Genomic DNA, 26,135 nt, shown 5'->3' on the forward strand with positions numbered 1-26,135 from the left:
GGTTCGCTAGCTTACTGGTTTTGTGAAATCGCGGCGCAGTTGCGCCGCTTTTTCGCGCATGACGCAATCAACAGCGTGGTCGTTTACCAGACCCATTGCCTGCATGAAGGCAAATACCGTGGTTGGCCCCACAAATTTCCACCCGCGTTTCTTGAGGTCTTTCGACATCGCAATGGATTCCGGGGAAGTTGAAGCCGTCTGCGGATTTTCAGGCATTTCAGCCTCAAACCCCCAGACGTAAGCAGCAAGGGACCCTTCGGCGGCAACCAACTCTTGAACACGCCGGGCATTATTGATGACCGCCTCGATTTTTCCGCGATGGCGAACGATCCCTTCGTCCTTGAGCAAGCGTTCGACGTCAGCCTCATCAAACTCGGCCACCTGATTGAAATCAAAATGTTTAAACGCTTTCCGAAAGTTCTCGCGCTTGGACAAGATCGTGCGCCAACTTAGGCCGGACTGAAAACTCTCAAGACACAGTTTTTCAAACAACCGCTGGTCATCCGCCACCGGGTAACCCCATTCCTGATCATGGTAATCAAAAAACTCTGGCGCAGAGCTGCACCATGCGCAGCGTGGTTTTCCGTCTGGTCCAACTACGGTCTTGCTCATCACTTGTACCCTATTTGTTCTCACGAATTTTAGTAAAGTTTGCACGAAAAACACAACTGTTTTCCGTCAGGAACGATACCAGTTCAGAATGAAAACGCGGATGGCCGAAGCAAGCCCAACTTCTGGATCACGCGCCACATCAATTTCTGCTGCTAACGCGTTGATCGGAGTATTCTTTGACTTGGCAATATCCCTAAATGCCTGCCAAAACTCATCCTCCAACGAAACGGAGGTTCGATGCCCTTTGAGTGTCAGTGACCGTTTGACAGGGCGGCCGCTCATTTGTCCAACTCGTGATTGTCGAGGTCAGAGCGTTGCTTGTCCTGTTGTTTTTGCAGGACTTCTTTCTCAGCCTTACTGCGCCCAAAAGCGACAGAGTTCTGATCCGCGCGGGCTTTTTTCTCAGCCCGCGCTTTTTCTTTTCGATACCGGCTTAGGTTAACCGGTTTCCCCATCAGCTTTTGGGTCCGATCATGTGTTCAGGACGGACCACGGCGTCAAAGGTTTCTTCATCGACAAACCCAAGGGCGATCGCTTCTTCCTTGAGGGTCGTCCCATTTTTGTGGGCCGTTTTCGCGACGGTTGTCGCGTTGTCATACCCGATCGTGGGGGCCAGAGCAGTCACCAGCATCAGAGATTCTTTCATCAGCTTTTCGATCCGCGGCTCGTTGGCCTGAATGCCCATCAACATGCGCTCGGTAAAGCTGTCGGCGGCGTCGCCCAACAACTGAATGGACTGCAGCAGATTGTAGGACATCATCGGGTTATAGACGTTCAGTTCAAAATGGCCCTGGCTGCCCGCGAATTTGATCGCGGCGTCGTTGCCCATCACATGGGCGGCAACTTGGGTAATCGCTTCGGCCTGGGTCGGGTTTACCTTGCCCGGCATGATAGACGATCCCGGCTCATTTTCCGGCAGGATCAGTTCCCCAAGACCCGAGCGGGGACCGGACCCCAGCAGGCGGATGTCATTCGCGATTTTATAGCAGCTTCCCGCAATGGTCGCCAAAGCGCCGGACAGGAAGACCATCGCATCATGCGACGCCAAAGCCTCGAACTTGTTGGGGGCGGTGACGAAGGGCAGGCCAGTAATTTCCGCCATGTTAGCGGCGACAGCCTCGCTCCAGCCGTCATGCGTGTTCAGACCGGTTCCAACGGCCGTACCGCCTTGGGCCAGCTCGTAAATTCCGGGCATCGCGGTTTTGACCCGTTCGATACCCTGACGGATCTGATGCGCATACCCACTGAATTCCTGACCCAGTGTCAGAGGCGTGGCATCTTGTGTATGCGTGCGCCCGATTTTGATGATGTCGCCAAATTCATCGGATTTCTTTTCGAGCCCCGACGCCAGTTTTTCCAGCCCGGGCAGCAGAACGTCGCGGACGCTCATGGCGGTGGCAATGTGCATCGCGGTCGGGAAGGTGTCGTTGGACGATTGACCCATATTGCAATGATCGTTGGGGTGAACCGGGTCTTTTGACCCGATCACACCGCCCAGAATCTCAATCGCGCGGTTCGCGATCACCTCGTTCGAGTTCATGTTGGACTGTGTGCCCGATCCAGTTTGCCAGACGACAAGCGGGAAGTTGTCGTCAAACTTGCCCTCGATAACTTCGCCGGCAGCCTGAATAACCGCATCTGCGATCTTGGCGTCAAGTTTGCCGATCGCCTTGTTTTCCATCGCACAGGCTTTTTTGATCACACCAAGCGCACGAACGATGGCGACAGGTTGCTTTTCCCACCCAATCGGAAAGTTCATAATCGAACGCTGAGTTTGCGCGCCCCAATATTTGTCAGAAGGAACCTCCAGCGGGCCAAAGCTGTCGGATTCGGTGCGGGTCTGAGACATCGGTCACTCCGTCGTGTAAGCAGTCGTTTGCCGTTTACCTGCAGCATTGCTGCCGTGCAATCGGCCAGTTTCGCGCACCTTAAACTTACCGAATGGAAAGGTATAGATAAGTAGCTGCGTCATTTTTCTTGATCGAATGACAATTCGCACCATTGTCAGTGACGACGGCTTGGCTAAACTGCGAGGGTCATCAATTTGGAGGCTAACGTGCCCCAATCTGCAAGGATTAACTCACTAAAACTGTTCGCCTTATCAATGGGTGTACTCTTTTGTGTGGCTCTTTCAAACGTTCCGGCCCACGCCGCAGATATTGGCTCTTTTGTCGGCGATTACGTAGGCTCGGCCAAAGTTATAGATCAGGATGGAACTGAAACCCCTCGGGACATGAGTGTCTCGATCCAAGAGACCAAAGACGGTTTCAATGTCAGTTGGAAAACCACGACCTACAAACTGGATGGTCGGGTGAAAGAGCAGTCATTCTCGATTGATTTCAAGGAATCTGAGCGGTCAGACGTGTATTCCGCTGCAATGAAACGGAATGTCTTCGGTCACGAAGTTCCTTTGGATCCCATGCGGGGTGAGCCTTTTGTCTGGGGCAGAATTGTCGGAGACACGCTGACTGTTTTCTCGCTGTTCATAGACGAGGACGGTGGCTATGAATTACAGCAGTTTGATCGCACACTTGCCGAAGGCGGATTGAACCTGTCTTTCTCAAGATTCCGAAACGGAATAAAATCCCGTTCCGTGGAAACTTTCCTGGAAAAACAGTGATCCCGTAAGGGCTATTTTCTGAAACTATCCAACGAGACGACATCAGCATCATGCTGGTCTTCTTGCTCGTCCACCTCGATCGTTTCTTCGACGATCTGGGCGGGTTCTTCGTCGTCATCTGGGCTTTCAAATCGAAGGCCAAATTCGACCGAAGGGTCCACGAAAGTCTTAATCGAACCGTAAGGGATATAGAGCGGTTCTGGCGCATCTCCGAAATTGAGCGTGATGGCAAAGCCGTTGTCGCCCACTTCAAGGTTTTCAAACCAATGCTGCATGACGATTGTCATTTCATCCGGGTACCGCTCGCGCAGCCAATCGGCGATTTCGACTCCGTCATGGCCGATGTCAAAGGTGATGAAAAAATGATGCGCCCCAGGCAGGCCATTTTCGGAAACATTTGTCAAAACGGTCTTGATTAAGCCACGCATGGCTGTGTGCATCAAGTTCCCATAGTCGATGTCCTGCGACATTTGTCATCCTCAAAAGTGGTTGCCCCAAGCATAAGGGATTCCCTCGGAAACGAAAGGCCGGGCGCACCATGATTGTTCAAAGAAATTGAAGCCCGATACCGGCGACGGCCATAACAGCCAGCGTCAGCCCCATGCCAAATTTCAACTTAAATATCAACACTCCAGCCAGCAAAGTCAGCATTGCCGCCGCCAGATTTACCGAAGAAAAGTCAGGCCACGGTACGGAAATGATCCACCAGTGTTTGTCAGGGATGTTGGTGAAAAGAACGTTAAGACCAAACCAGACTGACAGGTTGAGAATCACACCTACGACCGCTGCGGTTATGCCTTGCAGTGCTGCCGACAGCCTTGGGCGCGCCGCCAAATGCTCTAAATACGGTGCGGCAAGGAAAATCCACAAAAAGCAGGGCACGAACGTTGCCCAAAGAGCGACCGCTCCGGCCGCGATTGCCAGGCCAGCTCCTCCCTCTGATTGACCTGTCAGCATGGCAACAAACTGTGTAACCAGAATAAGCGGCCCCGGTGTCGTTTCCGCCAACCCAAGCGCGTCGATCATCTGATCCGTAGTGATCCATTGGTACTTTTCAACAACGGTCTGCGTCATATAGGCCAGCACGGCGTAAGCACCGCCAAAGGTGACGACCGCAAGTCGCGCAAAAAACCAGCCCAGATCACTCAGTAGCTTTTGTCCTGCAGCCCCTAAGGTGAACAATGGCCCTAGCCAAAGGATCAGCCAAAGCGCGCAGGTTCTGACTGGTTTAATGGCAGGCGGGGGCGGGGATGGCTGAGGGGGCACGCCAACCTGATTGAACCGAGCGAAACCCCAGGCCGCTGCTGCCAGAATAATGAGGGGAAAAGGTAGGTTCAGCGCGAATATCGACAGGAACCCCAGTCCTGCGACGAGGCGGTGCTCAACATCCGTGAGCGCCTTGTGCGACAACCTGAATAGCGCCTGTAGCACGATGACAATCACCGTTGCCTTGACCCCCAGAAACCCCGCCTGAACAAGAGGCAAGTCGCCGTAGGCCGCGTAAAGTCCGACCAGAACCGAAATCACGATTGCGCCCGGCAGAACAAACAGTCCACCAGCGATGAGGCCGCCGGGCAGCCCGCGAATCCGCCAGCCCGCAAAGGTCGCCAACTGCATCGCCTCTGGTCCAGGAAGCATCATGCACAGGGACAAGGCTCTGAGGTATGTCTGTTCGTCCAGCCAGGAACGTTTTTCGACCAACTCCTGGTGCATGAGCGAGATTTGAGCCGCAGGACCGCCAAAAGACAGCAATCCGATGCGCCCGAAAACGCGGAACAACTCTGCAAATGTTGGGATCATGATTTGCGACCTGTTGGCCAATCGTGCTGTTCCTCGAACCCATCACGCGCCCATCGATAAAGAGCGTCGTAAAGGTGCAACCCTGCCTCCAGGTTTTGATGGTCGTCTCGGTATTGCCGCGATAGGCCGACGGACACCGCCAAAAGCCCCGCTGCCTCGGGCGACAAGTCGTGACGATTGGTATCCGCAGCGCGAATAACAGTCGCCAACCGATCAAGAGGAGGAGAGTGCAGGGCGAACTCATCCAGCAACGTGTCAAAAGTACAGCGATCCCCGCGATGGCTCCAGAACACGTTTTCTACGTCAAAGGGCGTCGCGCTGAAGGCTTCGGCTGTATTTTCAACCTCGCCCGGAGCGACGAAAAGAAATTGTGCTTTGGGGTCCACGAACCGGCGTATCAGCCAGGGGCAAGCGATGCGATCTATCTTTGGCCGGTGGCGTGTTACCCATAGGGATCCTTGCGACCCCAACGCGGAAAGGGTTGCTGCAGGTATGCGGGGTGCATCCGGCGTTTCCTTCCACGCGAACATCCCGCCCTCTAGGTATTCGGCGTGCACACCGTCACTTCGCAGCCATGAAACCACACCTTGACTAAGTTTCTTTCCCTTCTGGCAAATGATGACCGCGGCCTGATCTCCGATCATTTTCCTTAGACTGGCAAGATCATTTGCGGGATGTCGGCACGAACCCGGAATAAGGAAAGGGTCCGCGTCAAAGTCTGCGTCTAGACACACATCGACCAACAAAGGCGCGGTTGGAGTTCCGATGAGTCGTGAAAGTTGTTTGGGCGTTATCGAGTTGGGCGCGGGCATAGCATGTTTCCTGTCTCAAGCGGATACATGCGAAACTTGGGCTTACGCCTCACGGGGCGTTCGCAATCTTACCCCATGCCCCTTGCTACAGCGCATGGGACAAGGGGGTCAAGATTTCATGAGTAGCTCAGGCCCAATCCAGCCGTTGGCCTGTCATGCAGACGGGCAGGGTGTCCTGTGGAAATTGGCCGAGTTGCTCGAACAGGGAAACGAAGTCGAACTGATTATACGCCTCGACAACGCGGCCATCCTTTATGCGCCCGATCAGGCTGCCTGTGGCCTGAAGGGGTGCGCCATTGTCGGCGCGGGTTGTTCTCACGTGAAGGATCGCGGAAACCCAGTTACCTTCTTCAATTATTTTCGGGATTTCGACTTTAATGTCGCCAAGAATATGCCGGAATGCCATGACCAGATCGCGAAATTCATCCGCACCAACCTGCATTTCGGGGATAAGCCCTTCGGCCATGCCTTCAGGGGCAAAATACTTGTCGATTGCATCGGTATTGCCGTCTTCCCAGACCTCGGAATACCACTCTCTGAGCACTTCTGCGTGTGACATCTCAGTTCTCCTGTCTTCGTGGACAGAACATGGACGCAATGAGTGAACAAACTCTGAAAATTCCAGCAAGGGATTTTCGGTATGACGCGGGGAAAATGCAGGTTTCTGTTGCCAGGTACCTGCGAACCCCGCCTTACGCGGCTAGGCGCAAGGGCTTAAGTTTCGGTCTTGTTACTGCTTACGCAGCAACTGCAACCGGAGCACGATTGTCGTTTGCAATTGTACTAGTTTCGCCGATAACGGTGGCAGACAGCCGAGACAAAGCTAACCCCTTTAGACGTTCGTCGATCCTGTTTCGGCCCCATGATCCCCAAACGAGAGATATTGGTGGAGCCGCCGGGTACCGCCCCCGGGTCCGATCCGCTTATTACGAGCGCGTTTATGTCCATAGTCCCGAAGGACACTCTCTATATAGGTGAGCAAACGCGCGGATGCAAACGGGGAAACGCACGCAGTATTATCGTTTATTTTTAATTATTTAAGTGACTTTATTGAAGTTCGCGAGTATCAACCACAACGCCAAGACCAATTCGATTCCACCAAAGGTCAGCGCTTTGATCAGCGGCGGATTGTCCAGCGCGACCGATACGAACCGCCCCAGCGCGGCACCGGCATAGACAACGCCCAACATCACATAACCCATCGGATTATTCAGCAGCAGAACCACGGCTCCGGTCACGACAAACAGCCCTCCGACCGAGGCGCGCATTTCGCTCAGCCCCATAGTACTGTCGGTTGGCGCCAGATCCAGCGAGGCCGCGGTGAAGGCGGGGGCCAGGAACCCAAACAAGCCAAAACCAATGGTCAGGATGGCTGCTATTACATTAAGTCCTGTGGTCATCATGCCCTCATCAAACAGTTTTTCTGCGCTGGTCCGCAACATCCTGCGCCAGTTTTCGAGTGTAGCTTTCCAACTTAACAAGCGTTTCATCAACAGCTACGGAATCTCGGTCCTGCAAGGCATCCACTATCTGATTGTGGAGTGAGATAATCTCCTCGCGCGATCTGGCCGAAAAGGTGATCATGTTCATCAAGGGTTGCATCGCCTCGACTGCACCAGCCAACTGATAGGACAGGACCGGGTTTCCCGCGCCGTCGACCAGCGCACGGTGGAAAGCCACATCCGACGCGCAGAACGCCTCATCCGTGAGGCCGGGCTGCGCCTGCCTGAAAATCTCGGCTCGCATCGTTGCCAATTGATCCGCAGTTCGGCGCTGCGCCGACAAAGGCGCACAGGCACGTTCCAGCGCATAGCGCGCCTCACAAGCCGTATCAAAGGCCACGGCGTTCATGGATAGCAATAAGGTCGATGTTGTGATTTGCTGAGTGTAAGCGTCTTCAAAGCTCAAACGATTGACAAATGCCCCGCCAGTCGCGCCGCGCTGCGTTCGGATAAGCGATTGAGCCGCAAGGCGTTTCAAGGCTTCGCGAACGGTCGGGCGTGAGACTTGGAATTGATCCGCAAGTTCGGCTTCGGACGGCAAACGCTCATCCACGATCAACTGCCCTGAGATGATTGCGTCACGGATAGCCTGAGCGATCTGCGCGGACAGATCTGCAGGTTTTTGGGGGTCGATTTTCATAATCGGGGACCATTGGCGAATTTTTATTTGTCTGACATTTAAAAGTCTGACATTTGAAAAGCAAGGACTGAGTCGGGAGGAACAAGTGAGTCGCGCAGTTCTACGTAACGGCTTTTGGCTGGGCTTTTATGCTTTGATCCTGTGGGCGTGGTGGATGATGTTCACCATGAGCCGCAACATGGATGTTGATTGGATTGGCCGTCCGGGTCCGATGGGTCAGGCGATGGCGGCCATGGACCCACGCATGGACATGTACATGCCCATGGCCGAGTTTGGCCCTCTGTTTTGGATGTGGGCGATTATGATGGCAGCCATGATGTTGCCCACACTGGTTCCAACCCTACGCAGTTACGATGACCTGATCCGCAGCGCCGATGGAACGCGTGCGGGGTGGGTTGGTGTTCTGAGCGGCTATTTCCTGGTCTGGGTCGGATTTGCGGCAGTCATTACCGGCGTGCAGCTTGTGCTTCTGTATGGTGGCGTGGTCGATATGCTGGGCATTTCCAAGTCCAATATACTTGCCGCAGGGCTCCTGATCGCCGTCGGCGCGTTTCAGTTCACCCGCGCGAAAGAAGTCTGCCACGGTGTCTGCCACGCCCCGATGACCTATTTCCTTGGACACTGGAAAACCGGGTTTTCGGGCGGTTTGCGCATGGGGCTGGGACTTGGCGCGTTTTGCGTGGGCTGCTGCTGGGGCTTCATGGCGCTTGGGTTTGTTGGCGGCGTGATGAGCCTTTTGTGGATGGGTCTGGCGACCCTGTTCATGGTTCTCGAAAAACTCCCTCAGATCGGGCACGCAGTAACGCGGCCGCTGGGGTTTGCTCTTATCGCGGGCGGTCTTGTGCTGTTCGTGTATCCCTTTGCTTACGGAGGATAAGCCTATGGCGAAAAACAGAAAACCGGAATCGGACCGCTTGCCGATCAGTCAGCGCATCGACAGCCGTATGCCCAATCCGAAACGGCGCGAAATGAGCCCGACAGACTGGGCAATCAAGGGTGAGCTGATCCTAAACTGCTCGTGCGATGTGTTTTGCCCGTGCGTCGTTTCATTGGGGGCGCACCCTCCGACGGAAGGGCATTGCCACGCTTGGATGGGCGTGATCATCGACGAAGGTCATTACGAAGGCGAAGACCTTTCAGGACTGAACGTCGGGCTGTTGGTCGATATTCCGGGGCGGATGGGTGAAGGCCAGTGGAAGGTCGCTGCGTATGTAGACGAACGCGCAAGCGGCAAAGCCTACAACGGTTTGCTGCAGATATTCAGCGGACAGGCCGGGGGCACAACGGGTCTTTTCACCATGCTGGTCAGCGAAATCATCGGTGCCGAGCGTGCTCCGGTCCAGATCGAGCGTGACGGGAACAAGCGCCGCATCATGATTGGCCGCAAAATTCAGGGCGAAATTGAAATGATGGCTGGCAAAGATGCTGATCATCCAGTCATGGTTTCCAACTCCAAGTACTGGATGGGGCCGGACATCATCGTTGCGCGCGGAACAAAGTCCAAGGTTCGCGACTATGGCCGTGTCTGGGACTTTGGTGGAAAATCTGCCGAAATTTGCCCAATCGACTGGCACGGCCCAAAGTAGCGAGGACATCTGATGGCTCAGATTTCGTTTTCCCGCCGTTTGCGCCGCACCCCATTTTCCGAAGGCGTAGAGGCTGCCGGAGCCAAGGCATTTACGGTCTATAACCGTATGTTATTGCCCACCGTTTTTGAATCTGTCGAGGCCGACTATCGGCATCTGAAGTCTCATGTTCAGGTGTGGGACGTTTCGTGTGAACGGCAAGTGGAATTGCGCGGGCCGGATGCAACGCGACTTATGCAGATGCTGACACCGCGTGACCTGCGGGGCATGCTGCCGGGGCAATGTTACTACGTGCCGATTGTCGATGAGACGGGCGGCATGTTGAACGATCCCGTGGCCGTCAAACTTTCAGATGATCGTTGGTGGATTTCCATTGCGGACAGTGACTTGTTGCTGTGGGTTAAAGGAATTGCCAATGGGTACCGGCTGGACGTGCTGGTTGACGAACCCGACGTATCTCCGCTTGCCGTTCAAGGGCCAAAGGCGGACGAGCTGATGTCCAGAGTCTTCGGTGACCGTGTTAAGGATATTCGTTTCTTCAAATTCGACATGTTCGAGTTTCAGGGGCGCGATCTGGCGGTTGCACGGTCGGGCTACTCAAAGCAGGGCGGCTTTGAAATCTATGTCGAAGGCGCTGATATTGGAATGCCGCTTTGGAACGCGCTGTTTGAGGCAGGTAAAGACCTCAATGTCCGTGCAGGATGCCCGAACCTGATCGAAAGGATCGAAGGGGGTTTGCTGTCGTACGGAAATGACATGACCGACGACAATACTCCTCATGAATGTGGATTGGGCAAGTTCTGCAACACACATACTGCCATCGGCTGTATCGGACGCGACGCCTTGCTGCGCGTGGCAAAGGAAGGTCCGGTTCAGCAGATACGTCCTATCGCGATAGATGGGGACCCTGTGCCAGCCTGCGACCGCCCCTGGCCGGTGTTTGCCAGCGGCAAGCGCGTTGGGCAGGTCACCTCGTCAGCATGGTCGCCTGATTTCTCAACCAACGTTTCCATTGGGATGTTGAGATTGAGTCATTGGGACGCCGGAACCGAAGTCGAAGTCGAAACTCCCGCAGGCATGCGAAGGGCTGTGGTGCAGGAAAATTTTTGGATTTGATCGGATCAAGACCGATCTTTTACCCGTTGTAAATGAAAGGAAAGTTAGATGTTCAATGCCTTGGTCATGGAAAAGGACGAGGATAGCGGCCTGGCGAGCGCCTCGCTAAAGCAGCTTTCCCTCGAAGACTTGCCGCACGGCGAAGTTACAATCGCGGTGGAGTATTCGACGGTGAACTACAAGGACGGCCTTTGCATGTCACCTAAAGGCGGCGGGCTTGTCCGAAACTATCCTCATGTGCCCGGCGTGGACTATAGCGGCACGGTCGAGGCATCAACGGACGATCGGTACAAGCCCGGTGACAAGGTCGTTTCCACAGGCTGGCGCGTCGGCGAAGCGCATTGGGGCGGGTACGCCCAAAAAGCCAGCGCTTTGGCGGACTGGCTGGTGCCCTTGCCAGACGGGTTGGACACGCGTCAGGCAATGGCGGTCGGAACGGCGGGATTCACCGCGATGCTATCCGTGATGGCGCTGGAGGATCACGGTCTGAAACCGAATAGCGGCCCCGTATTGGTGACGGGCGCTGCGGGCGGTGTTGGGTCCGTCGCGACAGCGATTTTGGCCAATCTTGGCTATGAAGTCGCGGCTGTTACCGGACGCCCCGAAGCAGGCGAATACCTCAAATCACTGGGCGCGACCACCATCGTGCCCCGTGAAGATTTGAATGAGACGGTTAAGCGACCACTGGAAAGCGAAACATGGGCCGGATGCATCGACGCGGTTGGCGGAGAGATGCTGGCCCGCGTCTTGGGGCAGATGAAATATGGCGCTTCCGTCGCCGCGGTTGGTCTGGCCGGAGGCGCGGGTCTGCCCGCGTCGGTCATTCCGTTCCTGCTGCGCGGAGTGAACCTTTTGGGTATCGACAGTGTCATGCAGCCATATGACAACCGCGTGCGCGCGTGGCAGAGGGTGGCGACAGACCTGCCGATGGACAAGCTCGAAGCGATGATTCAGCCCGCAACCTTGGGTGATCTGCCGCAATTGGGCACTGAAATCCTTAAAGGACAGGTAAAGGGGCGTGTGGTCGTTGACCTAAACGCCTGACCTCAAAGATTTTCAGGGGACCGGTCGGCTGCGAGGGTGGCCGGTCCTTTTGCCCTTTAAAGAACCCCAAAATGCCAGAAACAACTCTGGTCATTGGCGCAATTCCCCATCATCATTGCTATACATCCCAACTGCGATGGCTTATGAGCCTAGCAAACAGCACCTGAAGACGGGGAGTGAGCAGCATGTCTGACGATTTCGAACTGGACACAGACGATCTGAAGCGCCGCATGGAGGGCGCAATGTCCAACCTTAAAACCGAGTTTGCGTCGCTGCGCACCGGGCGCGCGTCGGCTTCGATGCTCGAGCCGGTGATGGTGGACGCCTACGGCTCGATGACCCCGATTAACCAAGTTGGCACGGTTAATGTTCCCGAACCGCGTATGGTCACGGTAAACGTGTGGGACAAAGGGCTGGTCGGCAAAGTCGAAAAAGCCATTCGTGAAAGCGGGTTGGGGATCAACCCTCAGCTAAACGGCACGATCATCATGCTGCCGATCCCCGAGCTGAACGAAGAACGCCGTCGCGAGCTTGGCAAGGTCGCGGGGCAATATGCCGAACACGCGCGGGTCTCGATCCGCAATGTGCGACGCGATGGTATGGATCAGATCAAGAAAGCCAAGGCTGACGGGATGTCCGAGGACGACCAGAAATTCTGGGAAAGTGAAGTTCAGGACCTGACCGACGAGATGATCAAGACCGTCGACGCCGCGCTTGAGACGAAACAGTCAGAAATCATGCAGGTTTGACGCTATAATGCCCGACACCGCTCATACCGCGCCAGTTGATGGCCCTCGCCACGTCGCCATAATCATGGATGGTAACGGCCGCTGGGCGCAAGCGCGGGGCAGGCCACGCCTGTTCGGACACCAGGCAGGCGCGCGCCGCGTACGCGATGTGGTAGAGGCGTGCCCGAGTCTCGGTATCAAATATCTCACCGTCTTTGCGTTCTCGACCGAAAACTGGAAACGTACACAGGCCGAAGTCGCCGGGCTGATGAGCCTGTTTAGGCGCTATATCATCAAGGAAACGCGGAATCTCACCAGCAACGGTGTGCGCGTGCGCTTTATCGGTGATCGTGTTCGTCTGGACGCCAAGTTGATCGATCTGATGGATACGCTGGAAAATGCCACCAAGGACAACGATCTGGTGCACTTGACCATCGCCATCAACTATGGCGGCCGGGACGAGGTTGCGCGTGCCACAAAACGACTGGCGAGTGACGTCGCAGAGGGTCGTTTGAAGCCCGAAGATGTGGATGAAGAAACCCTGCCCAAGTATCTGGACACGCACGTTCTTCCTGACCCTGACCTCGTCATCCGAACAAGTGGCGAAGCGAGGATTTCCAACTTTCTGTTGTGGCAGTCCGCATATTCCGAATACGAGTTCATCGATACGCTCTGGCCCGATTTCACGGCTGCCGAACTTGAGCGGCTTTGCCGGAACTTTGGAACACGAGAGCGTCGGTTCGGAGCAATTTCAGCATGAGTGAAGGCCGATGGTCTGACCTGACAGCGCGCGTTCTGTCAGCAGCGGTTCTCGTTGCTATTGGCTCGGTCGAGGTTTGGCTGGGCGGTCTCTGGTTTGAAAGTTTTATCGCCATTGCGTGCGGCCTGATGACGTGGGAACTGGTCCGGATGATCGACCCGGATCGGATCGCAGTCGCGGTGCAATTGGCAATACTGACTGGCGTTGCCGTTGTCCTCAGCTATCACGTGCCACCTCTCTACAAGTTGCCGCTGCTGTTGGCGCCCGCTTTAGTCGGCGCAGGGCAGGTAAGCCGCGCCAAGGGAACTTATGCCTTGTTTGCCGCCTGGATTGCGGCGGCGGGTCTTGGGTTTATTTCCATACGCGAAAATATGGGCTTTGGCTGGATGGTGTGGCTGATCTCGGTCGTCGTGGCGACGGATGTGGCTGGTTACTTCGTCGGAAAAACCTTTGGTGGTCCTAAGTTCTGGCCGAAAGTTAGCCCAAAGAAAACTTGGTCTGGAACCGCTGGCGGTTGGGCCGCTGCCGCTTTGGTCGGTATTATTTTCGCGCTGCACGCCGGTTTTGGAGTTTTGTTTGTCGCAGTGTCCGTACTTGCGTCCATGGCAAGCCAGGCCGGCGACATTGTCGAAAGCGCCACCAAGCGGAAGTTCGGCGTCAAGGACAGCTCGAACCTGATCCCTGGACACGGAGGATTCCTTGATCGGTTTGACGGGATGATGGGGGCCGCTCTGTTCGTGCTGATTGCCGGACTGATTTACGCTCCGGGTGCAATGTAATGCGCAAAATTTCAATTTTTGGTGCGACCGGTTCAATCGGACAGAACACGATTGATCTGATTGACCGCGATCCTGACAAATACGATGTCGTGGCACTGACTGGTGGCTCCAACATTGAGCAATTGGCCAAGGATGCCCGACGTCTGCGTGCTGAATTGGCCGTCACTGCCCATGAAGACCGCCTGAGCGATCTTCGGGATGCCTTAGCAGGAACCGGTATCGAAGTCGCTGCGGGCTCGCAGGCGATCAAAGAGGCTGCTGCGCGCCCAACTGACTGGGTCATGTCCGCCATTGTTGGTGCTGCGGGCCTCCCTCCGGGGTTAGAAGCCTTGAAACAGGGCGCAACGCTGGCTCTGGCCAACAAGGAAACACTGGTCTGTGCAGGTGAGCTGGTACTGGAAACCGCCCGCAAGAACGGAGCACGGTTGCTACCGGTTGACAGTGAACATTCAGCCGTTTTTCAGGCTTTGGTCGGTGAGGACATGAGTGCCGTTGAACGGGTCATCATCACGGCCAGCGGCGGCGCATTTCGCGATTGGTCACTCAGCGATCTTGCAAGTGCGACGGTCGAACAAGCGTCTAGCCATCCTAACTGGAACATGGGCCAACGGATCACAATCGACAGCGCTTCGATGTTCAACAAAGCGCTTGAGCTGATTGAAACAAAAGAGTTCTTTGGCGTTTCACCGGATCAAATCGAAGTTCTGGTTCACCCGGAATCCATTGTTCATGCGCTTGTGGGGTTCAATGACGGGGCTGTCATGGCTCACATGGGCGCACCGGACATGCGCCATGCGATTGGCTACGCCTTGAACTGGCCGGACCGCCGAAATCTGCCGGTTGACCGATTGAACCTGGCCAAGCTGGGTCAGCTAAGGTTTCACGAGCCCGACACGGCGCGGTATCCAGCTTTGGACCTGGCGCGCGGCGTGATGGAACGAGGAGGGCTCTCAGGTGCGGTATTCAACGCCGCCAAAGAGCGCGCACTGGACCACTTCATAGACAGAAAGATCGGATTCTTGGCTATGGCGGATATCGTTGAAGCCGTGTTGAACAAATCCGAAGCCGAAAGCGGCCTTATTGATGCCCCTTTAACACTTGATAACGTACTGCATACGGACCATTTGGCACGTAAGTGGGTAGATGAAACCGTAGCCCAACGCGCAGGATAGAATTTTGGACTTACTTTCGCTGATCCCCCAATTCGGTAACTTGTTGTATACCATCGTCGCTTTTGTGATTGCGCTTTCGGTGATCGTAGCGGTGCATGAATACGGGCACTACATTGTCGGGCGTTGGTCAGGGATTCATGCTGAGGTTTTCTCGATCGGCTTCGGCCCCGTTCTGTGGAGCCGCGTGGACAAGCGCGGGACGCGTTGGCAAATCGCGGCCTTACCCTTTGGCGGATACGTTAGATTTATGGGTGACGCGAACGCGGCGTCCGGCAAGGACGAGGGGGCCATGTCGGAAATCTCCGAACAAAGCCCAGAAGATCTGAGAAGAACCATGCACGGGGCCCCGCTTTGGGCGCGCACTGCAACAGTCGCTGCCGGACCGGTTTTCAACTTCGCCATGTCTATCGTGGTGTTTGGGCTTATTTTTCTGTCTCAGGGCGTTACCAAGGAGCCGCTGACCGTCGGTACTCTCTCGCCATTGCCCGGCACAATTCAAGAGCTTCGCGAAGGGGACGAAATCATCGCGATCGCGGGCGTCAAACTGCCCGATTTCGATCAGGAAGGGTCTTGGGAAGAATTTACCGACTCCTTACCCGTTGAACCGACTTTGAATTACACGGTTCTCAGGGACGGGCAGACCCTTGATGTGTCCGCGCCTTGGTTGATGCCGCCACTGATCCAGCAGGTTGCTCCTCGTAGCGCTGCGATGGACATTGATCTGAAGAAGGGCGATGTCATAACCGCCGTTGACGGCGACCCGATCTTCGCGTTCGAGCAATTGAAAGAACACGTGGAAAGCTCTGACGGCAAAGTACTGATGCTGGATGTTTGGCGTGATGGGGCCGAGCTTGAGTTTGCCCTGGCGCCGCGCCGAACGGACGAACCTCAACCCGACGGCGGCTACGTCACACACTGGCGTATCGGAATCGTTGGGGGCATGATGCTTGACCCTGCGACCGAACCAGCGGGCGTTTTGGATTCCCTTTCCGGCGGAGTAAGGCAGACGTTGCGCGTGATCGAGGGGTCATTGTCAGGAATCTGGCATATGGTTACAGGAGCAATCAGCACCTGCAACATGTCGGGCCCAATCGGAATTGCCGAAACATCAGGCGCAATGGCAAGCCAAGGGGCGCAGAACTTCATATTCTTCATAGCTGTTCTGTCCACGGCCGTGGGTTTGCTCAACCTCTTTCCCATTCCCGCACTTGATGGGGGTCACTTGGTTTTCTACGCCTACGAAGCCGTCGCAGGCAAACCACCAAGTGACGCCGTGCTTCGGGTTCTGATGGGGATCGGCGTTACCGCAATCCTTGGGTTGATGCTGTTTTCGGTGACCAACGACCTGTTCTGCTGATTGTGGCGAAGGTGGCGCGGAAAGGCCGCAATTGCGCCGTATTTTTAGCATATGATCTCTGATGTAAATTAATTGCATCAGAGGGTGCTATGACACGGGCGCTGCAAAAGTCGTACAAGAGCTTCAGCTTTCTTTTCCTGTTGAACTGGGACACGATCCTGTTCTTCATGGCGACCGCTTTGGCAATGCTAGGCTGCGCATATCTGATCAATATGTGATTCTTGCTTTCCGTAAAAATACTACAGTGAGCGACCTTCTGGGTCGCTTTGCTTTTTGGGCTTTTGACAAGGTTTCCTAATCCCGCTACTCAAACTTAAAGTCCTGAAATTTTGGGTAGAGAAAAATATGACTGATAGGCGAGGCGCAGGCACATCCTGCGGAGGGCAGAAGCTGACAAACAAGATTTTGTGGCGAACGCTATCCATTTTTTCCCTTATTTTTTTAGTGAGTTTAGTGTCTGTCCCGCAGGTTGCGCAGGCGCAAAGCTACACCATCAATTCCTTCGATGTTGACGGAAACCGTAGGATCGAAACGTCTACGATTATCGCACGCACTGGCATCCAACCGGGTCAGACAGTTACTGCCGGCGAATTGAACGACGCCTTTCAGCGTTTGCTTGACAGTGGTGTTTTTGAGACAGTTGAACTTACGCCACGCGGAACGACTCTGCAGATCGAAGTTCAGGAATATCCGACGATCAACCAGATCAGCATCGAGGGAAACCGCCGCGTAAAGGATGATGTTCTGATCGAAGCGATCTCGTCACAGCCGCGCCGTGTTTTCACCCCACAGGTTGCAGAGGCAGACGCCGATCTGATCGCCGAGATTTATTCGGCGCAGGGCAGGGTATCCGCCACCGTTATCCCTCGCATCATTCGTCGCAGCGACAACCGCGTGGATCTGGTGTTTGAAATTGCCGAGGGCACCACGATCGAGGTCGAGCGTGTCAGCTTTGTCGGAAACCGCGCCTTCTCGGACCGTCGTCTACGTCGGGTGCTTGAGACCAAGCAGGCCAACTTCCTGCGGACGTTCCTGCGCAGTGACACTTTCATCGCTGATCGGATCGAGTTCGACAAACAGGTTATCCGGGATTTCTACCTGTCCCGTGGCTATGTCGATTTCCGCGTCAACAGCGCAAACGTCGAATTCACCCGCGAGCGTGATGCGTTCTTCCTTGTGATGAATATCACGGAAGGTCAGAAATTCTCGTTCGGAAAAATCTCGACAGTCAGCGAGATACCCGGCGTCAACGCCGCCGATTATCAAAACGCACTGAAAATCAAGCCCGGGGTCACGTACTCTCCTTCCTTGATCGAAAACTCTATCGCGCGTCAGGAACGTCTTGGCATCAAACAGGGCGTGGACTTCTTGCGGGTTGAACCTCGGGTTACGCGAAACGCACGAGACTTGACACTGGATGTGCAGTTCGTCCTGACCAAGGGACCGCGGATTTTCGTTGAACGGATCGACATTGAAGGTAACACAACGACGCTTGACCGAGTGATCCGTCGCCAATTCGATACCGTTGAAGGCGACCCATTCAACCCTCGTGAAATCCGGCAAGCGGCCGAGCGTATTCGCGCACTTGGGTTCTTTGCGGTTGCGGATGTCGAGCCACGCGAAGGTTCATCGCCGAGTCAGGTGATCGTCGACGTGGACGTGGAAGAACAGCCCACCGGGTCGTTAAGCCTTGGCGGTAGCTACTCGGTTTCTGATGGTTTCGGGATTGCAATTGGTCTGAACGAGTCGAACTTCCTTGGCCGCGGGCAGAACCTTGGCATCACGCTCTCGACCGCCCAGGATGCAGAGCAATATACTCTGAGCTTCTCTGAACCTTATCTGCTGGGGCGCAGGCTGCGTTTTGACCTGGGTCTTGGACTTGCGTCCACGAACTCGAGCTTTGCCAGCTATGATACCGAGCGAGTGTTCTTCAACCCGCAACTCAGCTACTCGATCGGTGAATTGTCGGCCCTGAGACTGCGCTACGGCTGGGACCGCAGCGAGATGACGCAGCAGGACAATGAAGTCAACGGTGCGGTCATTTCCTCGGAAATTGACCAGGGTAAACGGACAACCAGCTCGTTGGGCGTATCTTATGTGTATGACAGCCGACTGGGTGGTCTGAACCCAAATGCTGGTGTTCTGTTTGAAGTTGGCCTTGATGCCGCAGGGCTGGGCGGCGACAACGAGTTCTATAAGTCGACCGCCAGGGCGATCGCTCAAACTCGGGTGCTCAGCGAGGAAGTCGTTCTGCGCGCCACGCTGGAAATGGGTGCCCTACACTGGAGAGGTGACGATTTCAGCCGGACACTCGACCGTTTCGTTCTTGGCCCCAACACGTTCCGGGGATTTGAACCCGCAGGTCTAGGCCCACGCGACCTTTCCAATGGTCAGGATGACGCGATCGGCGGCAACTACTACTGGGTCGCTCGGTTCGAGTCGGACTTCCCGCTGGGTCTGCCCGAAGAACTGGGTTTGCGCGGCGGTGTGTTCTATGACGTTGGCAACCTCTATAACATTGACAATGTAAACACAGCCGGAGCGGACATCGTGGGCGCAGATGGCTCCATTCGTCATGTTGTCGGGGTGTCCGTTCTGTGGGAAACACCGTTCGGTCCCTTGCGCTTCAACTTCTCGAAAGCCCTGAAGAAAGAAGATTTCGACCAGGAGCAGAATTTCGACCTGACCATTCAGGCGCAGTTCTGACAAAGAGATGATGAGCTTTTTCATGCCAAAACTGCAGGGCCCTCTCCGGGCCCTGTGTGTTTTTCTGACAGTCGTTTTTGCCGCTCCGGTTCACGCCCAGCAGTTGGGTGTCCCACAAACGGCAATTCTAACGATCTCAAGCGAGCGTCTGTTCGCAGATTCTCAATTTGGCCAGCGTGTCCTGCGCGAGATCGAAGCCGAAGGCACTCTGCTGGCCGAGGAAAATGAACGGATCGTCGCCGAGCTTAGCAGGGAAGAAAAAGACCTGACTGATCAACGCGGCGACCTTCAGCCTGACGAGTTTCGACCACTGGCCGAAGCGTTCGACATGAAAGTTCAGTCACATCGGGACGGACAGCGCGCCAAGTTGGACGCGCTGGCGCGAAAAAGTGAGGATGCTCAGCAGACATTCTATGAGTTGATACAGCCCGTTTTGATCGACTTGCTTCGCGAATCCGGCGCTACGGTCATTATTGAACGTTCAAGCGTTTTTCTAAGTTCTGACCGTACCGATGTTACCGAGGCTGCGATTGCGCGAATAGACGCCGTTATCGGCGATGGAAGTACCATCGAAAACGGTTCCGACGAATAGGTTTGCTTGCCCTTGGGTCGCGGTGTTGTTAACCACTCGGCAAAGAGAAATCCAGAACGGGACACCTTCATCATGACCACGGAAACCCAGAGTGCAGACATTCAGCTGATCCAGCGGATATTGCCACATCGCTATCCGTTTCTGTTGGTGGACAAGGTCGTTGACATCTCGGGCTATCAATCCGCCGTCGGCATCAAGAACGTCACGATGAACGAGCCGCACTTTCAGGGCCATTTCCCCGGAACGCCGATCATGCCGGGCGTCACCATTGTCGAGGCGATGGCGCAAACCGCAGGGGTAATGCTGGGAGTGGGCATGGACGTGATCGACAGCGAGCTGCTGATCTACTTCATGAACATCGACAAGTGTAAATTCCGCCGAAAAGTCGTTCCCGGCGACGTGCTTGAAATGCATGTTGAAACCGTTCGCGGCAAAAAGGGTGGCAAGATCTTCAAGTTCAGCGGTCGCGCAACGGTCGAAGGTGAAGTCGCTGCCGAAGCCGAGTTTTCGGCCTACGTTGACTGGGACATGGAAAAAACGACATGAACGGTGTCCACCCAAGCGCAATAATCGAAGACGGCGCGCAGATCGGCGAGGGCTGTATCATCGGCCCGTTCTGCTATGTCGGGTCCAAGGTGAAATTGAGCGACCGTGTCGAACTCAAGTCTCATGTTGTTGTCACGGGCGATACCTCGATTGATGAAGATACCGTCGTTTTCAATTTCTCGGTCATCGGTGAAATCCCGCAGGATCTGAAATTCGGGGGGGAAGATACGCGTCTGGAGATCGGCAAACGCAACCGTATTCGCGAACATGTCACCGTGAACACCGGGACCGAGGGCGGCGGCGGCGTGACCCGAATTGGCGACGATTGCCTGCTGATGGCAGGTGTACATGTCGCACATGACGTCCAGATCGGCGACCGAGTTATCATGGTCAACCACGCAGGCGCGGCCGGACATTGCATCATCGAGGACGACGTGATCGTTGGCGGCATTTCTGGCTTGCATCAATGGGTGCGTGTCGGTCGCGGTGCAATCATCGGCGCTTTGACAATGGTGGCAAACGACGTGATCCCTTATGGCCTCGTACAAGCGCCCCGCGGTGAGCTTGACGGATTGAACCTTGTTGGGCTCAAGCGGCGTGGTGTTTCCAGAGCCGATATCTCGGCGTTGCGTGCAGCGTTCCGTGAGCTTTCGGCAGGCGAGGGCACCTTTATGGAGCGCGCCCACCGTTTGGGTGACGATCACGAAAGCGAGTACGTAAGGCAAATCGTCGAATTCGTCACTGGCCATTCCGATCGCTCGTTCCTGACTCCGGGGAAGTAACACCATGTTGGCGCTGATTGCCGGTACCGGCTCTTTACCGGGTGAAGTAGTCGAACAACTGTCGGACCGCCCGATAATCTGCGCGATGGAAGGATTTGACCCGGCGCCATTGGTCGCGGATATCGTGTTCCCGCTTGAACAGCTTGGGACACTTATCAACGATTTGAAGGCGCAGGGCGTCACAGAAGTGTGCATGGCTGGTGCGGTGCAACGACCTGCTGTCGACCCGTCCCGCATTGACGCTGCAACCATGCCATTGGTCCCTATTCTGCAACAGGCGATCATGGCCGGGGACGACGGTGCGCTGCGGGCGGTAATAGGCATCTTTGAAAACGCTGGCTTTGCTGTGCGCGCCGCGCATGAAATAGCACCAAATCTCTTGCCAAATTTGGGCTGTTTGACCAAAGCCGAACCTTCAGACTCCGATTTGTCCGACGCGAACCGAGGGGCCGGAATTTTAAGGGCTATGGGCGCTGCCGACATTGGTCAAGCCTGCGTCGTGTTAAAAGGACAGGCGTTGGCCGTAGAGGGCATATTCGGAACCGCGTGGATGCTGCAATCGCTGACTCAGCGGCCGGACGCTGGTGGCGGCGTGCTCATCAAAGCGCCAAAACCGGATCAGGATCGCCGTGCTGACCTACCTGCGATCGGTCCCGATACTGTCGCCAGCGCAGTCGCCGCGGGTCTATCCGGTATTGTGATCGAAAAGGGCGGGGTGCTTGTTCTGCAAAAAGAACGGGTCATTTCCGATTGCGACCGCCTTGGCCTGTTCTTGTACATACGCGAGCGGACAAACTGATGCGCGTATTTCTGGTCGCCGGTGAACCATCGGGAGACCGATTGGGCGGTGCCCTGATGGAAGGCTTGCGAACCTTGGTGCCCGATGTGGTATTTGACGGCGTTGGCGGGCCTTTGATGCAGGCGCAAGGTTTGCAAAGCCGCTTTCCCATGTCCGAGCTTTCGGTGATGGGGCTGGTGGAAGTCCTCCCCAAGTTTTTCCACCTGAAACGTCGTATCTCGGAAACAGCGCAAGCCGTTTTGGACACAAAGCCCGACGTTCTGATTACCATCGACAGTCCCGATTTTTCCTTGCGCGTCGCCAAGCTGGTAAAGGCGCAAAGCGATACCCGAACCGTTCACTATGTGGCACCCAGTGTCTGGGCATGGCGGCCCGGACGAGCGGACAAGATGGCCAAAGTCATTGACCACGTACTGGCACTGCTACCGTTCGAGCCGCCATACATGGGGCGCGCGGGAATGGAGTGCGACTTCGTCGGCCATCCGGTTGCCAGTGAACCGCAGGCGACTTTACAAGAGGTCGAAGATTTCCGTGCATCTCATGGTTTGGGGGACGCTCCGGTTTTGCTGGCTTTACCTGGTTCGCGCCGGGGCGAAGTTGAGAGGCTTGCACCTGTTTTCGGGCAAGCATTGTCGATTTTTCTGCAGGATCGACCAAACATGCGCGTGGTGGTGCCCACAGTTGCGCATATAGTCGATACGGTCCGCGAACACGTCAAAGACTGGCCAGGTGACCCCGTGGTTGTAGACCCGCGGAACTTGCCTGCGGCACAGGCGGTCGCCCAGAAACGGGCTGCGTTTTCGGCCGCTGAAGTGGCTCTTGCGGCGTCAGGAACGGTCTCGCTGGAACTCGCCGCGCAAAATACTCCGATGGTTATTGCCTACAAGCTAAGCTGGTTGACCCAGAAAATAGCCGAGCGGATGGTCAAGCTGGAAACCGTTACGCTGGTAAACCTTGTTTCTGACACACGCGCAGTACCCGAGCGTTTGTTGGATGATTGTACACCGGATCAAATAGCTGAAGCTTTGACAGGGGTTGTTCGTGATCCTGAGGCCCAGCAAGCGGCCATGGATCTGACGATGAATCGACTGGGCCGAGGAGGAGAGGCTCCGGGGCTTCGGGCGGCGAAAGCCGTGTTGGACAGACTTCCCACAGCATCATGACCGAGCACATCATTTTCGCCATTTCAGCCGGGATTGTGACGATTTCGACCAATCTCGACAATCTTGTCGTCCTGTTTGGTCTGGTGATGGTGATGCAGACAAGGCGTGCCGTAGTCGGATTTGCCGTTGCTCAGGCGTTGATCCTGTCACTCTCGCTTGTGGTCGCCAGCGGCCTTGACCATACCGGCTTTTTGAATTGGGTCGGCTATCTTGGCATTGTCCCCCTGACATTGGGGCTTCGCGGTATATGGCATCAGCTTTCCGGCGCGGAGGAACGGAAAATACCCGAGCGAGGGGCAGTCACGTCGGTGGTTGTTTTGTTCCTGAGCCTGTCCATTGATACCCTCGCCGCCATGACACCGCTGTTGGCGGATTCGACGCCCGCATTTCGGGTCGCAGCGCTGGTCGGAGCCGTGTGCGCTCTTGCGGGTCTGACAACACTGGCCAGTTGGGGCGCTCCACGTGCACAAAGCCTTGGACCCCGCATCGCACGTCTGGACCGGATCGCGCCCTATATAATGGTGTCCGTAGGTCTCTACATTCTAGTCAACAGCCCGACGGACATGGTTTGAACTCTGCGGATCAATAGCCGCGCCAGATCCAGCCACCGCCAAAAATGCGGCTGCCTTCGCTTGCGTAAAACACACAGGCTTGGCCCGGTGAAACGCCTTCCTCTGGTGTCAGCAATTCAACTTCGGCAGTGGTTTCAGTCAGGGGCCGGACGATCGCCTCACGCGGGGGGCGGGTCGAGCGGACCTTGACCGAGACATGCCATTCGTCTCGGGACGTGAATGGCTCATCGCCCAGCCAATTGATCTCGCGCACGGGTATCGTGCGGGTGGCCAGCATCTCTTTTGGGCCGACCACAACCTGCTTTTTGTCCACGTCCAGCTTTACAACATACAGCGGTTCGCTAAGACCCCCGATACCAAGGCCGCGGCGCTGACCAATCGTGTAGTGGATCACACCTTCATGCTGCGCCAGAACGCGCCCGTCTACATGCACAATTTCTCCGGGCTCGGCCGCGCCGGGACGCAATTTTTCAATCACACTGGCGTAGTTGCCATTTGGCACGAAACAGATGTCTTGGCTGTCGGGTTTGTCCGCCACGGCAAGTCCATATTGCGCGGCCATTTCCCGCGTCGCATCCTTTGAAGGCAGATGCCCCAGAGGAAAGCGCAGAAACTCAAGCTGCTCGGGCGTGGTCGAGAACAGGAAGTAGGACTGATCGCGGTTCGCGTCCTCGGCGCTGTGCAGCTCTGGCCCATTTCGGCCCATCTTGCGCTGGATGTAGTGGCCGGTCGCCATGCAATCGGCTTCAAGATCCTTGGCCGTTTCAAGCAAATCCTTGAATTTCACGCGCTCGTTGCAACGGATGCACGGAACCGGCGTCGCACCGGCAAGATAGCTGTCGGCGAATTCGTCGATTACGGCATCCTTGAAGATATTTTCGTAGTCCAGAACATAATGCGGGAACCCGCGCTCTTCAGCTACACGGCGCGCGTCGTGGATGTCGATCCCGGCGCAACAAGCACCTTTCTTGGCCAGCGCAGCACCGTGGTCGTAAAGCTGCAAGGTTACACCAACCACGTCATACCCCTGATCCGCCAAATGCGCGGCTACGACGGAACTGTCCACGCCCCCGGACATCGCCACGACGACCCGTGTTTCGGACGGGGGTTTGGCAAAGCCAAGCGAGTTCAGCGGGGTCTCGGTATCGAGGGCCATGACGATTCCAGTACGGGTTAAGAAAGACCGGCAGAATATAGGAAAATTCTAGACACTCTCAAGGGGTGGTTTCACCGCTCATTAAGTAGGCTGGTGTCAGCTTTGTCGCAGCAGGAAAAGGTATGAAAGATGTATTTGCACAAAGTTGAGGGGCCAAGGTCAGTAACCTTGCCTGATGGAACGATTTTATCGCGGGCCGACCTGCCCCCGGAGAATACAAAAAGATGGGTTGCCTCGCGAAAGGCCATTGTGGTGAGGGGGTATTGTACGGGCTGATTTCCCTGTCTGATGCAAAATCCCGGTATGGCCTAAGCGATGAAGAGTTCAATTCATGGGTTTCAGCGGTTGCAGAACATGGAATGGACGCGCTGAAGGCAACGGCATTAAAAAAATATAGACAACCCAAAGATGAGACGGAATAAATGTTTCAACGGTAACGTCAGATTAACCATTTTTAAGCAGGCTCGATTTAATTGCAAAATTGAACCGAATTGGAGCAGTAAATGCGTATACTTCTTGTTGAGGATGATCCAACCACGTCGAAAAGCATCGAGTTGATGTTGACCCACGCCAATCTCAATGTCTATGCGACAGACCTCGGCGAAGAAGGTATCGATCTTGCGAAATTATATGACTATGACCTGATCCTTCTGGACTTGAACCTGCCGGACATGAACGGCCATGAAGTTCTACGGCAGTTGCGCATAGCCCGGGTAGAAACGCCAATCCTGATCCTGTCCGGCGCTGACGATACCGAAAGCAAAATCAAGGGTTTCGGGTTCGGTGCTGATGACTATATGACCAAACCATTCCACAGAGAGGAACTGGTGGCCCGTATCCACGCGATCATTCGTCGATCAAAGGGGCATTCTCAGTCTATTATCCATACCGGACGCGTCGCTGTGAACCTGGATGCCAAGACGGTAGAGGTCGAAGGCAAGGCGGTGCACCTGACCGGCAAGGAATATCAAATGCTGGAGTTGCTTAGCTTGCGAAAGGGCACGACTCTGACCAAGGAAATGTTCCTGAACCACCTTTACGGCGGCATGGATGAGCCGGAACTTAAAATCATCGACGTTTTCATCTGCAAACTGCGCAAGAAGCTCAGCAACGCGACCGGTGGCGAAAACTATATCGAGACAGTTTGGGGCAGGGGGTACGTTCTACGTGACCCGCAAAGCAACAGTATTGATGAAAGGCGCATCGCTGTCGGCGCATAGAACGACCAATTGGATGTTGCCGCGGGTTCAGGGCGACTCCCTCACTCTATGAACAGCACATCTGGACCTAC

At 55.4% G+C, this 26,135-nt stretch carries 30 protein-coding genes, 1 other RNA gene and 1 pseudogene; 20 read left to right on the top strand and 12 right to left on the bottom strand.

The annotated features are described in order from the left end of the window. Positions 1-6 precede the first annotated feature (6 nt). From ACR0KS_RS13990 to fumC, 4 genes are all read right to left on the bottom strand, one after another. Positions 7-612, bottom strand: a complete 606-nt coding sequence (locus ACR0KS_RS13990) for a DNA-3-methyladenine glycosylase I (RefSeq protein ID WP_170485484.1) — start codon at positions 610-612, stop codon at positions 7-9. 66 nt (positions 613-678) lie between these two features. Further along, positions 679-894: a ribbon-helix-helix domain-containing protein gene (locus tag ACR0KS_RS13995; RefSeq protein WP_170566711.1), complete on the bottom strand. Its 216-nt coding sequence runs from the start codon at positions 892-894 to the stop codon at positions 679-681. Next, a complete protein-coding gene (locus ACR0KS_RS14000) occupies positions 891-1,067 on the bottom strand; it encodes a DUF4169 family protein (RefSeq protein ID WP_170566709.1) in 177 nt (58 codons plus the stop codon). Before ACR0KS_RS14000 ends, ACR0KS_RS13995 begins: the two co-directional genes overlap by 4 nt. After that, complete coding sequence (gene fumC, locus ACR0KS_RS14005) at positions 1,067-2,461, bottom strand: class II fumarate hydratase (protein WP_170566708.1); 1,395 nt, start codon at positions 2,459-2,461, stop codon at positions 1,067-1,069. Before fumC ends, ACR0KS_RS14000 begins: the two co-directional genes overlap by 1 nt. A 255-nt stretch (positions 2,462-2,716) precedes the next feature. Here fumC and ACR0KS_RS14010 point away from each other — a divergent pair, with 255 nt between their 5' ends. Then, positions 2,717-3,232, top strand: a complete 516-nt coding sequence (locus tag ACR0KS_RS14010; RefSeq protein WP_170388464.1) for a hypothetical protein — start codon at positions 2,717-2,719, stop codon at positions 3,230-3,232. Between the two features lie 11 nt (positions 3,233-3,243). Here ACR0KS_RS14010 and ACR0KS_RS14015 read toward each other — a convergent pair whose 3' ends face one another. The 7 genes from ACR0KS_RS14015 to ACR0KS_RS14045 all read right to left on the bottom strand — a co-directional run bounded on the left by ACR0KS_RS14015 (position 3,244) and on the right by ACR0KS_RS14045 (position 7,986). Further along, positions 3,244-3,702: a ClpXP protease specificity-enhancing factor SspB gene (locus ACR0KS_RS14015; protein ID WP_170388462.1), complete on the bottom strand. Its 459-nt coding sequence runs from the start codon at positions 3,700-3,702 to the stop codon at positions 3,244-3,246. A gap of 76 nt (positions 3,703-3,778) precedes the next feature. Continuing rightward, positions 3,779-5,032: a chromate efflux transporter gene (gene chrA, locus ACR0KS_RS14020; RefSeq protein ID WP_170566706.1), complete on the bottom strand. Its 1,254-nt coding sequence runs from the start codon at positions 5,030-5,032 to the stop codon at positions 3,779-3,781. Continuing rightward, positions 5,029-5,676, bottom strand: coding sequence for a chromate resistance protein ChrB domain-containing protein (locus ACR0KS_RS14025; protein WP_480693247.1), 648 nt, complete (start codon positions 5,674-5,676; stop codon positions 5,029-5,031). The genes chrA and ACR0KS_RS14025 overlap by 4 nt, the downstream gene beginning before the upstream one ends. Positions 5,677-5,971: 295 nt before the next feature. Beyond that, entirely contained in the window at positions 5,972-6,403 is a 432-nt protein-coding gene (locus tag ACR0KS_RS14030; RefSeq protein WP_170566702.1) for an ester cyclase, read from the bottom strand. 94 nt (positions 6,404-6,497) lie between these two features. After that, positions 6,498-6,844, bottom strand: a transfer-messenger RNA (tmRNA) gene (gene ssrA, locus ACR0KS_RS14035). Between the two features lie 37 nt (positions 6,845-6,881). Further along, positions 6,882-7,244 carry a DUF4345 family protein gene (locus ACR0KS_RS14040; RefSeq protein WP_170566700.1) on the bottom strand — a complete coding sequence of 121 codons (363 nt, stop codon included), beginning with the start codon at positions 7,242-7,244 and terminating at the stop codon, positions 6,882-6,884. Positions 7,245-7,254: 10 nt separating this feature from the next. Further along, positions 7,255-7,986 carry a FadR/GntR family transcriptional regulator gene (locus tag ACR0KS_RS14045; RefSeq protein ID WP_170566698.1) on the bottom strand — a complete coding sequence of 244 codons (732 nt, stop codon included), beginning with the start codon at positions 7,984-7,986 and terminating at the stop codon, positions 7,255-7,257. Between the two features lie 85 nt (positions 7,987-8,071). Here ACR0KS_RS14045 and ACR0KS_RS14050 point away from each other — a divergent pair, with 85 nt between their 5' ends. From ACR0KS_RS14050 to ACR0KS_RS14130, 17 genes are all read left to right on the top strand, one after another. Further along, complete coding sequence (locus ACR0KS_RS14050) at positions 8,072-8,863, top strand: DUF2182 domain-containing protein (protein ID WP_480693248.1); 792 nt, start codon at positions 8,072-8,074, stop codon at positions 8,861-8,863. 4 nt (positions 8,864-8,867) lie between these two features. Further along, positions 8,868-9,572, top strand: coding sequence for a DUF1326 domain-containing protein (locus ACR0KS_RS14055; RefSeq protein WP_170388450.1), 705 nt, complete (start codon positions 8,868-8,870; stop codon positions 9,570-9,572). A 12-nt stretch (positions 9,573-9,584) separates the two neighbouring features. After that, on the top strand, positions 9,585-10,688 hold the full coding sequence (locus ACR0KS_RS14060; protein WP_170566696.1) for a dimethylsulfoniopropionate demethylase: 1,104 nt from the start codon (positions 9,585-9,587) through the stop codon (positions 10,686-10,688). Positions 10,689-10,736: 48 nt separating this feature from the next. After that, positions 10,737-11,732, top strand: coding sequence for an acryloyl-CoA reductase (gene acuI, locus ACR0KS_RS14065; RefSeq protein ID WP_170566694.1), 996 nt, complete (start codon positions 10,737-10,739; stop codon positions 11,730-11,732). A 185-nt stretch (positions 11,733-11,917) separates the two neighbouring features. After that, a complete protein-coding gene (gene frr / locus ACR0KS_RS14070) occupies positions 11,918-12,481 on the top strand; it encodes a ribosome recycling factor (protein WP_170388444.1) in 564 nt (187 codons plus the stop codon). Positions 12,482-12,488: 7 nt separating this feature from the next. Continuing rightward, positions 12,489-13,220: an isoprenyl transferase gene (locus ACR0KS_RS14075; protein ID WP_170566692.1), complete on the top strand. Its 732-nt coding sequence runs from the start codon at positions 12,489-12,491 to the stop codon at positions 13,218-13,220. Continuing rightward, positions 13,217-13,999 (top strand): phosphatidate cytidylyltransferase, encoded by a 783-nt coding sequence (locus ACR0KS_RS14080; RefSeq protein WP_170566690.1) that lies wholly within the window; start codon positions 13,217-13,219, stop codon positions 13,997-13,999. Before ACR0KS_RS14075 ends, ACR0KS_RS14080 begins: the two co-directional genes overlap by 4 nt. Then, complete coding sequence (gene dxr / locus ACR0KS_RS14085; protein WP_170566688.1) at positions 13,999-15,171, top strand: 1-deoxy-D-xylulose-5-phosphate reductoisomerase; 1,173 nt, start codon at positions 13,999-14,001, stop codon at positions 15,169-15,171. Before ACR0KS_RS14080 ends, dxr begins: the two co-directional genes overlap by 1 nt. Before the next feature lie 4 nt (positions 15,172-15,175). Next, positions 15,176-16,528 (top strand): RIP metalloprotease RseP, encoded by a 1,353-nt coding sequence (rseP, locus tag ACR0KS_RS14090; protein ID WP_170566686.1) that lies wholly within the window; start codon positions 15,176-15,178, stop codon positions 16,526-16,528. Positions 16,529-16,617: 89 nt separating this feature from the next. After that, positions 16,618-16,746 carry a hypothetical protein gene (locus ACR0KS_RS14095; RefSeq protein WP_480681988.1) on the top strand — a complete coding sequence of 43 codons (129 nt, stop codon included), beginning with the start codon at positions 16,618-16,620 and terminating at the stop codon, positions 16,744-16,746. Positions 16,747-16,873: 127 nt separating this feature from the next. Further along, on the top strand, positions 16,874-19,234 hold the full coding sequence (bamA, locus tag ACR0KS_RS14100) for an outer membrane protein assembly factor BamA (protein WP_170566684.1): 2,361 nt from the start codon (positions 16,874-16,876) through the stop codon (positions 19,232-19,234). A gap of 22 nt (positions 19,235-19,256) precedes the next feature. Continuing rightward, positions 19,257-19,826 carry an OmpH family outer membrane protein gene (locus ACR0KS_RS14105; RefSeq protein WP_480693249.1) on the top strand — a complete coding sequence of 190 codons (570 nt, stop codon included), beginning with the start codon at positions 19,257-19,259 and terminating at the stop codon, positions 19,824-19,826. 72 nt (positions 19,827-19,898) lie between these two features. Beyond that, entirely contained in the window at positions 19,899-20,372 is a 474-nt protein-coding gene (gene fabZ / locus ACR0KS_RS14110; protein ID WP_170388431.1) for a 3-hydroxyacyl-ACP dehydratase FabZ, read from the top strand. Next, positions 20,369-21,154, top strand: coding sequence for an acyl-ACP--UDP-N-acetylglucosamine O-acyltransferase (lpxA, locus tag ACR0KS_RS14115; RefSeq protein WP_170416572.1), 786 nt, complete (start codon positions 20,369-20,371; stop codon positions 21,152-21,154). The genes fabZ and lpxA overlap by 4 nt, the downstream gene beginning before the upstream one ends. Positions 21,155-21,158: 4 nt before the next feature. Then, complete coding sequence (locus ACR0KS_RS14120; protein WP_170566680.1) at positions 21,159-21,953, top strand: UDP-2,3-diacylglucosamine diphosphatase LpxI domain-containing protein; 795 nt, start codon at positions 21,159-21,161, stop codon at positions 21,951-21,953. Continuing rightward, entirely contained in the window at positions 21,953-23,116 is a 1,164-nt protein-coding gene (lpxB, locus tag ACR0KS_RS14125) for a lipid-A-disaccharide synthase (RefSeq protein WP_170566678.1), read from the top strand. Before ACR0KS_RS14120 ends, lpxB begins: the two co-directional genes overlap by 1 nt. Continuing rightward, on the top strand, positions 23,113-23,688 hold the full coding sequence (locus tag ACR0KS_RS14130; RefSeq protein ID WP_170566676.1) for a hypothetical protein: 576 nt from the start codon (positions 23,113-23,115) through the stop codon (positions 23,686-23,688). Before lpxB ends, ACR0KS_RS14130 begins: the two co-directional genes overlap by 4 nt. A gap of 10 nt (positions 23,689-23,698) precedes the next feature. Here the strand turns inward: ACR0KS_RS14130 and mnmA are convergent, their stop codons facing one another. After that, positions 23,699-24,844, bottom strand: a complete 1,146-nt coding sequence (gene mnmA, locus ACR0KS_RS14135) for a tRNA 2-thiouridine(34) synthase MnmA (RefSeq protein ID WP_170566673.1) — start codon at positions 24,842-24,844, stop codon at positions 23,699-23,701. Between the two features lie 129 nt (positions 24,845-24,973). Here mnmA and sciP point away from each other — a divergent pair. Together sciP and ctrA are read left to right on the top strand one after the other, a co-directional pair. After that, positions 24,974-25,266: pseudogene (gene sciP / locus ACR0KS_RS14140) on the top strand (CtrA inhibitor SciP). 81 nt (positions 25,267-25,347) lie between these two features. Continuing rightward, positions 25,348-26,064 carry a response regulator transcription factor CtrA gene (ctrA, locus tag ACR0KS_RS14145; RefSeq protein ID WP_170566671.1) on the top strand — a complete coding sequence of 239 codons (717 nt, stop codon included), beginning with the start codon at positions 25,348-25,350 and terminating at the stop codon, positions 26,062-26,064. Positions 26,065-26,135: the final 71 nt, after the last annotated feature.

Source organism: Ruegeria sp. BC7 (genome assembly GCF_056539165.1).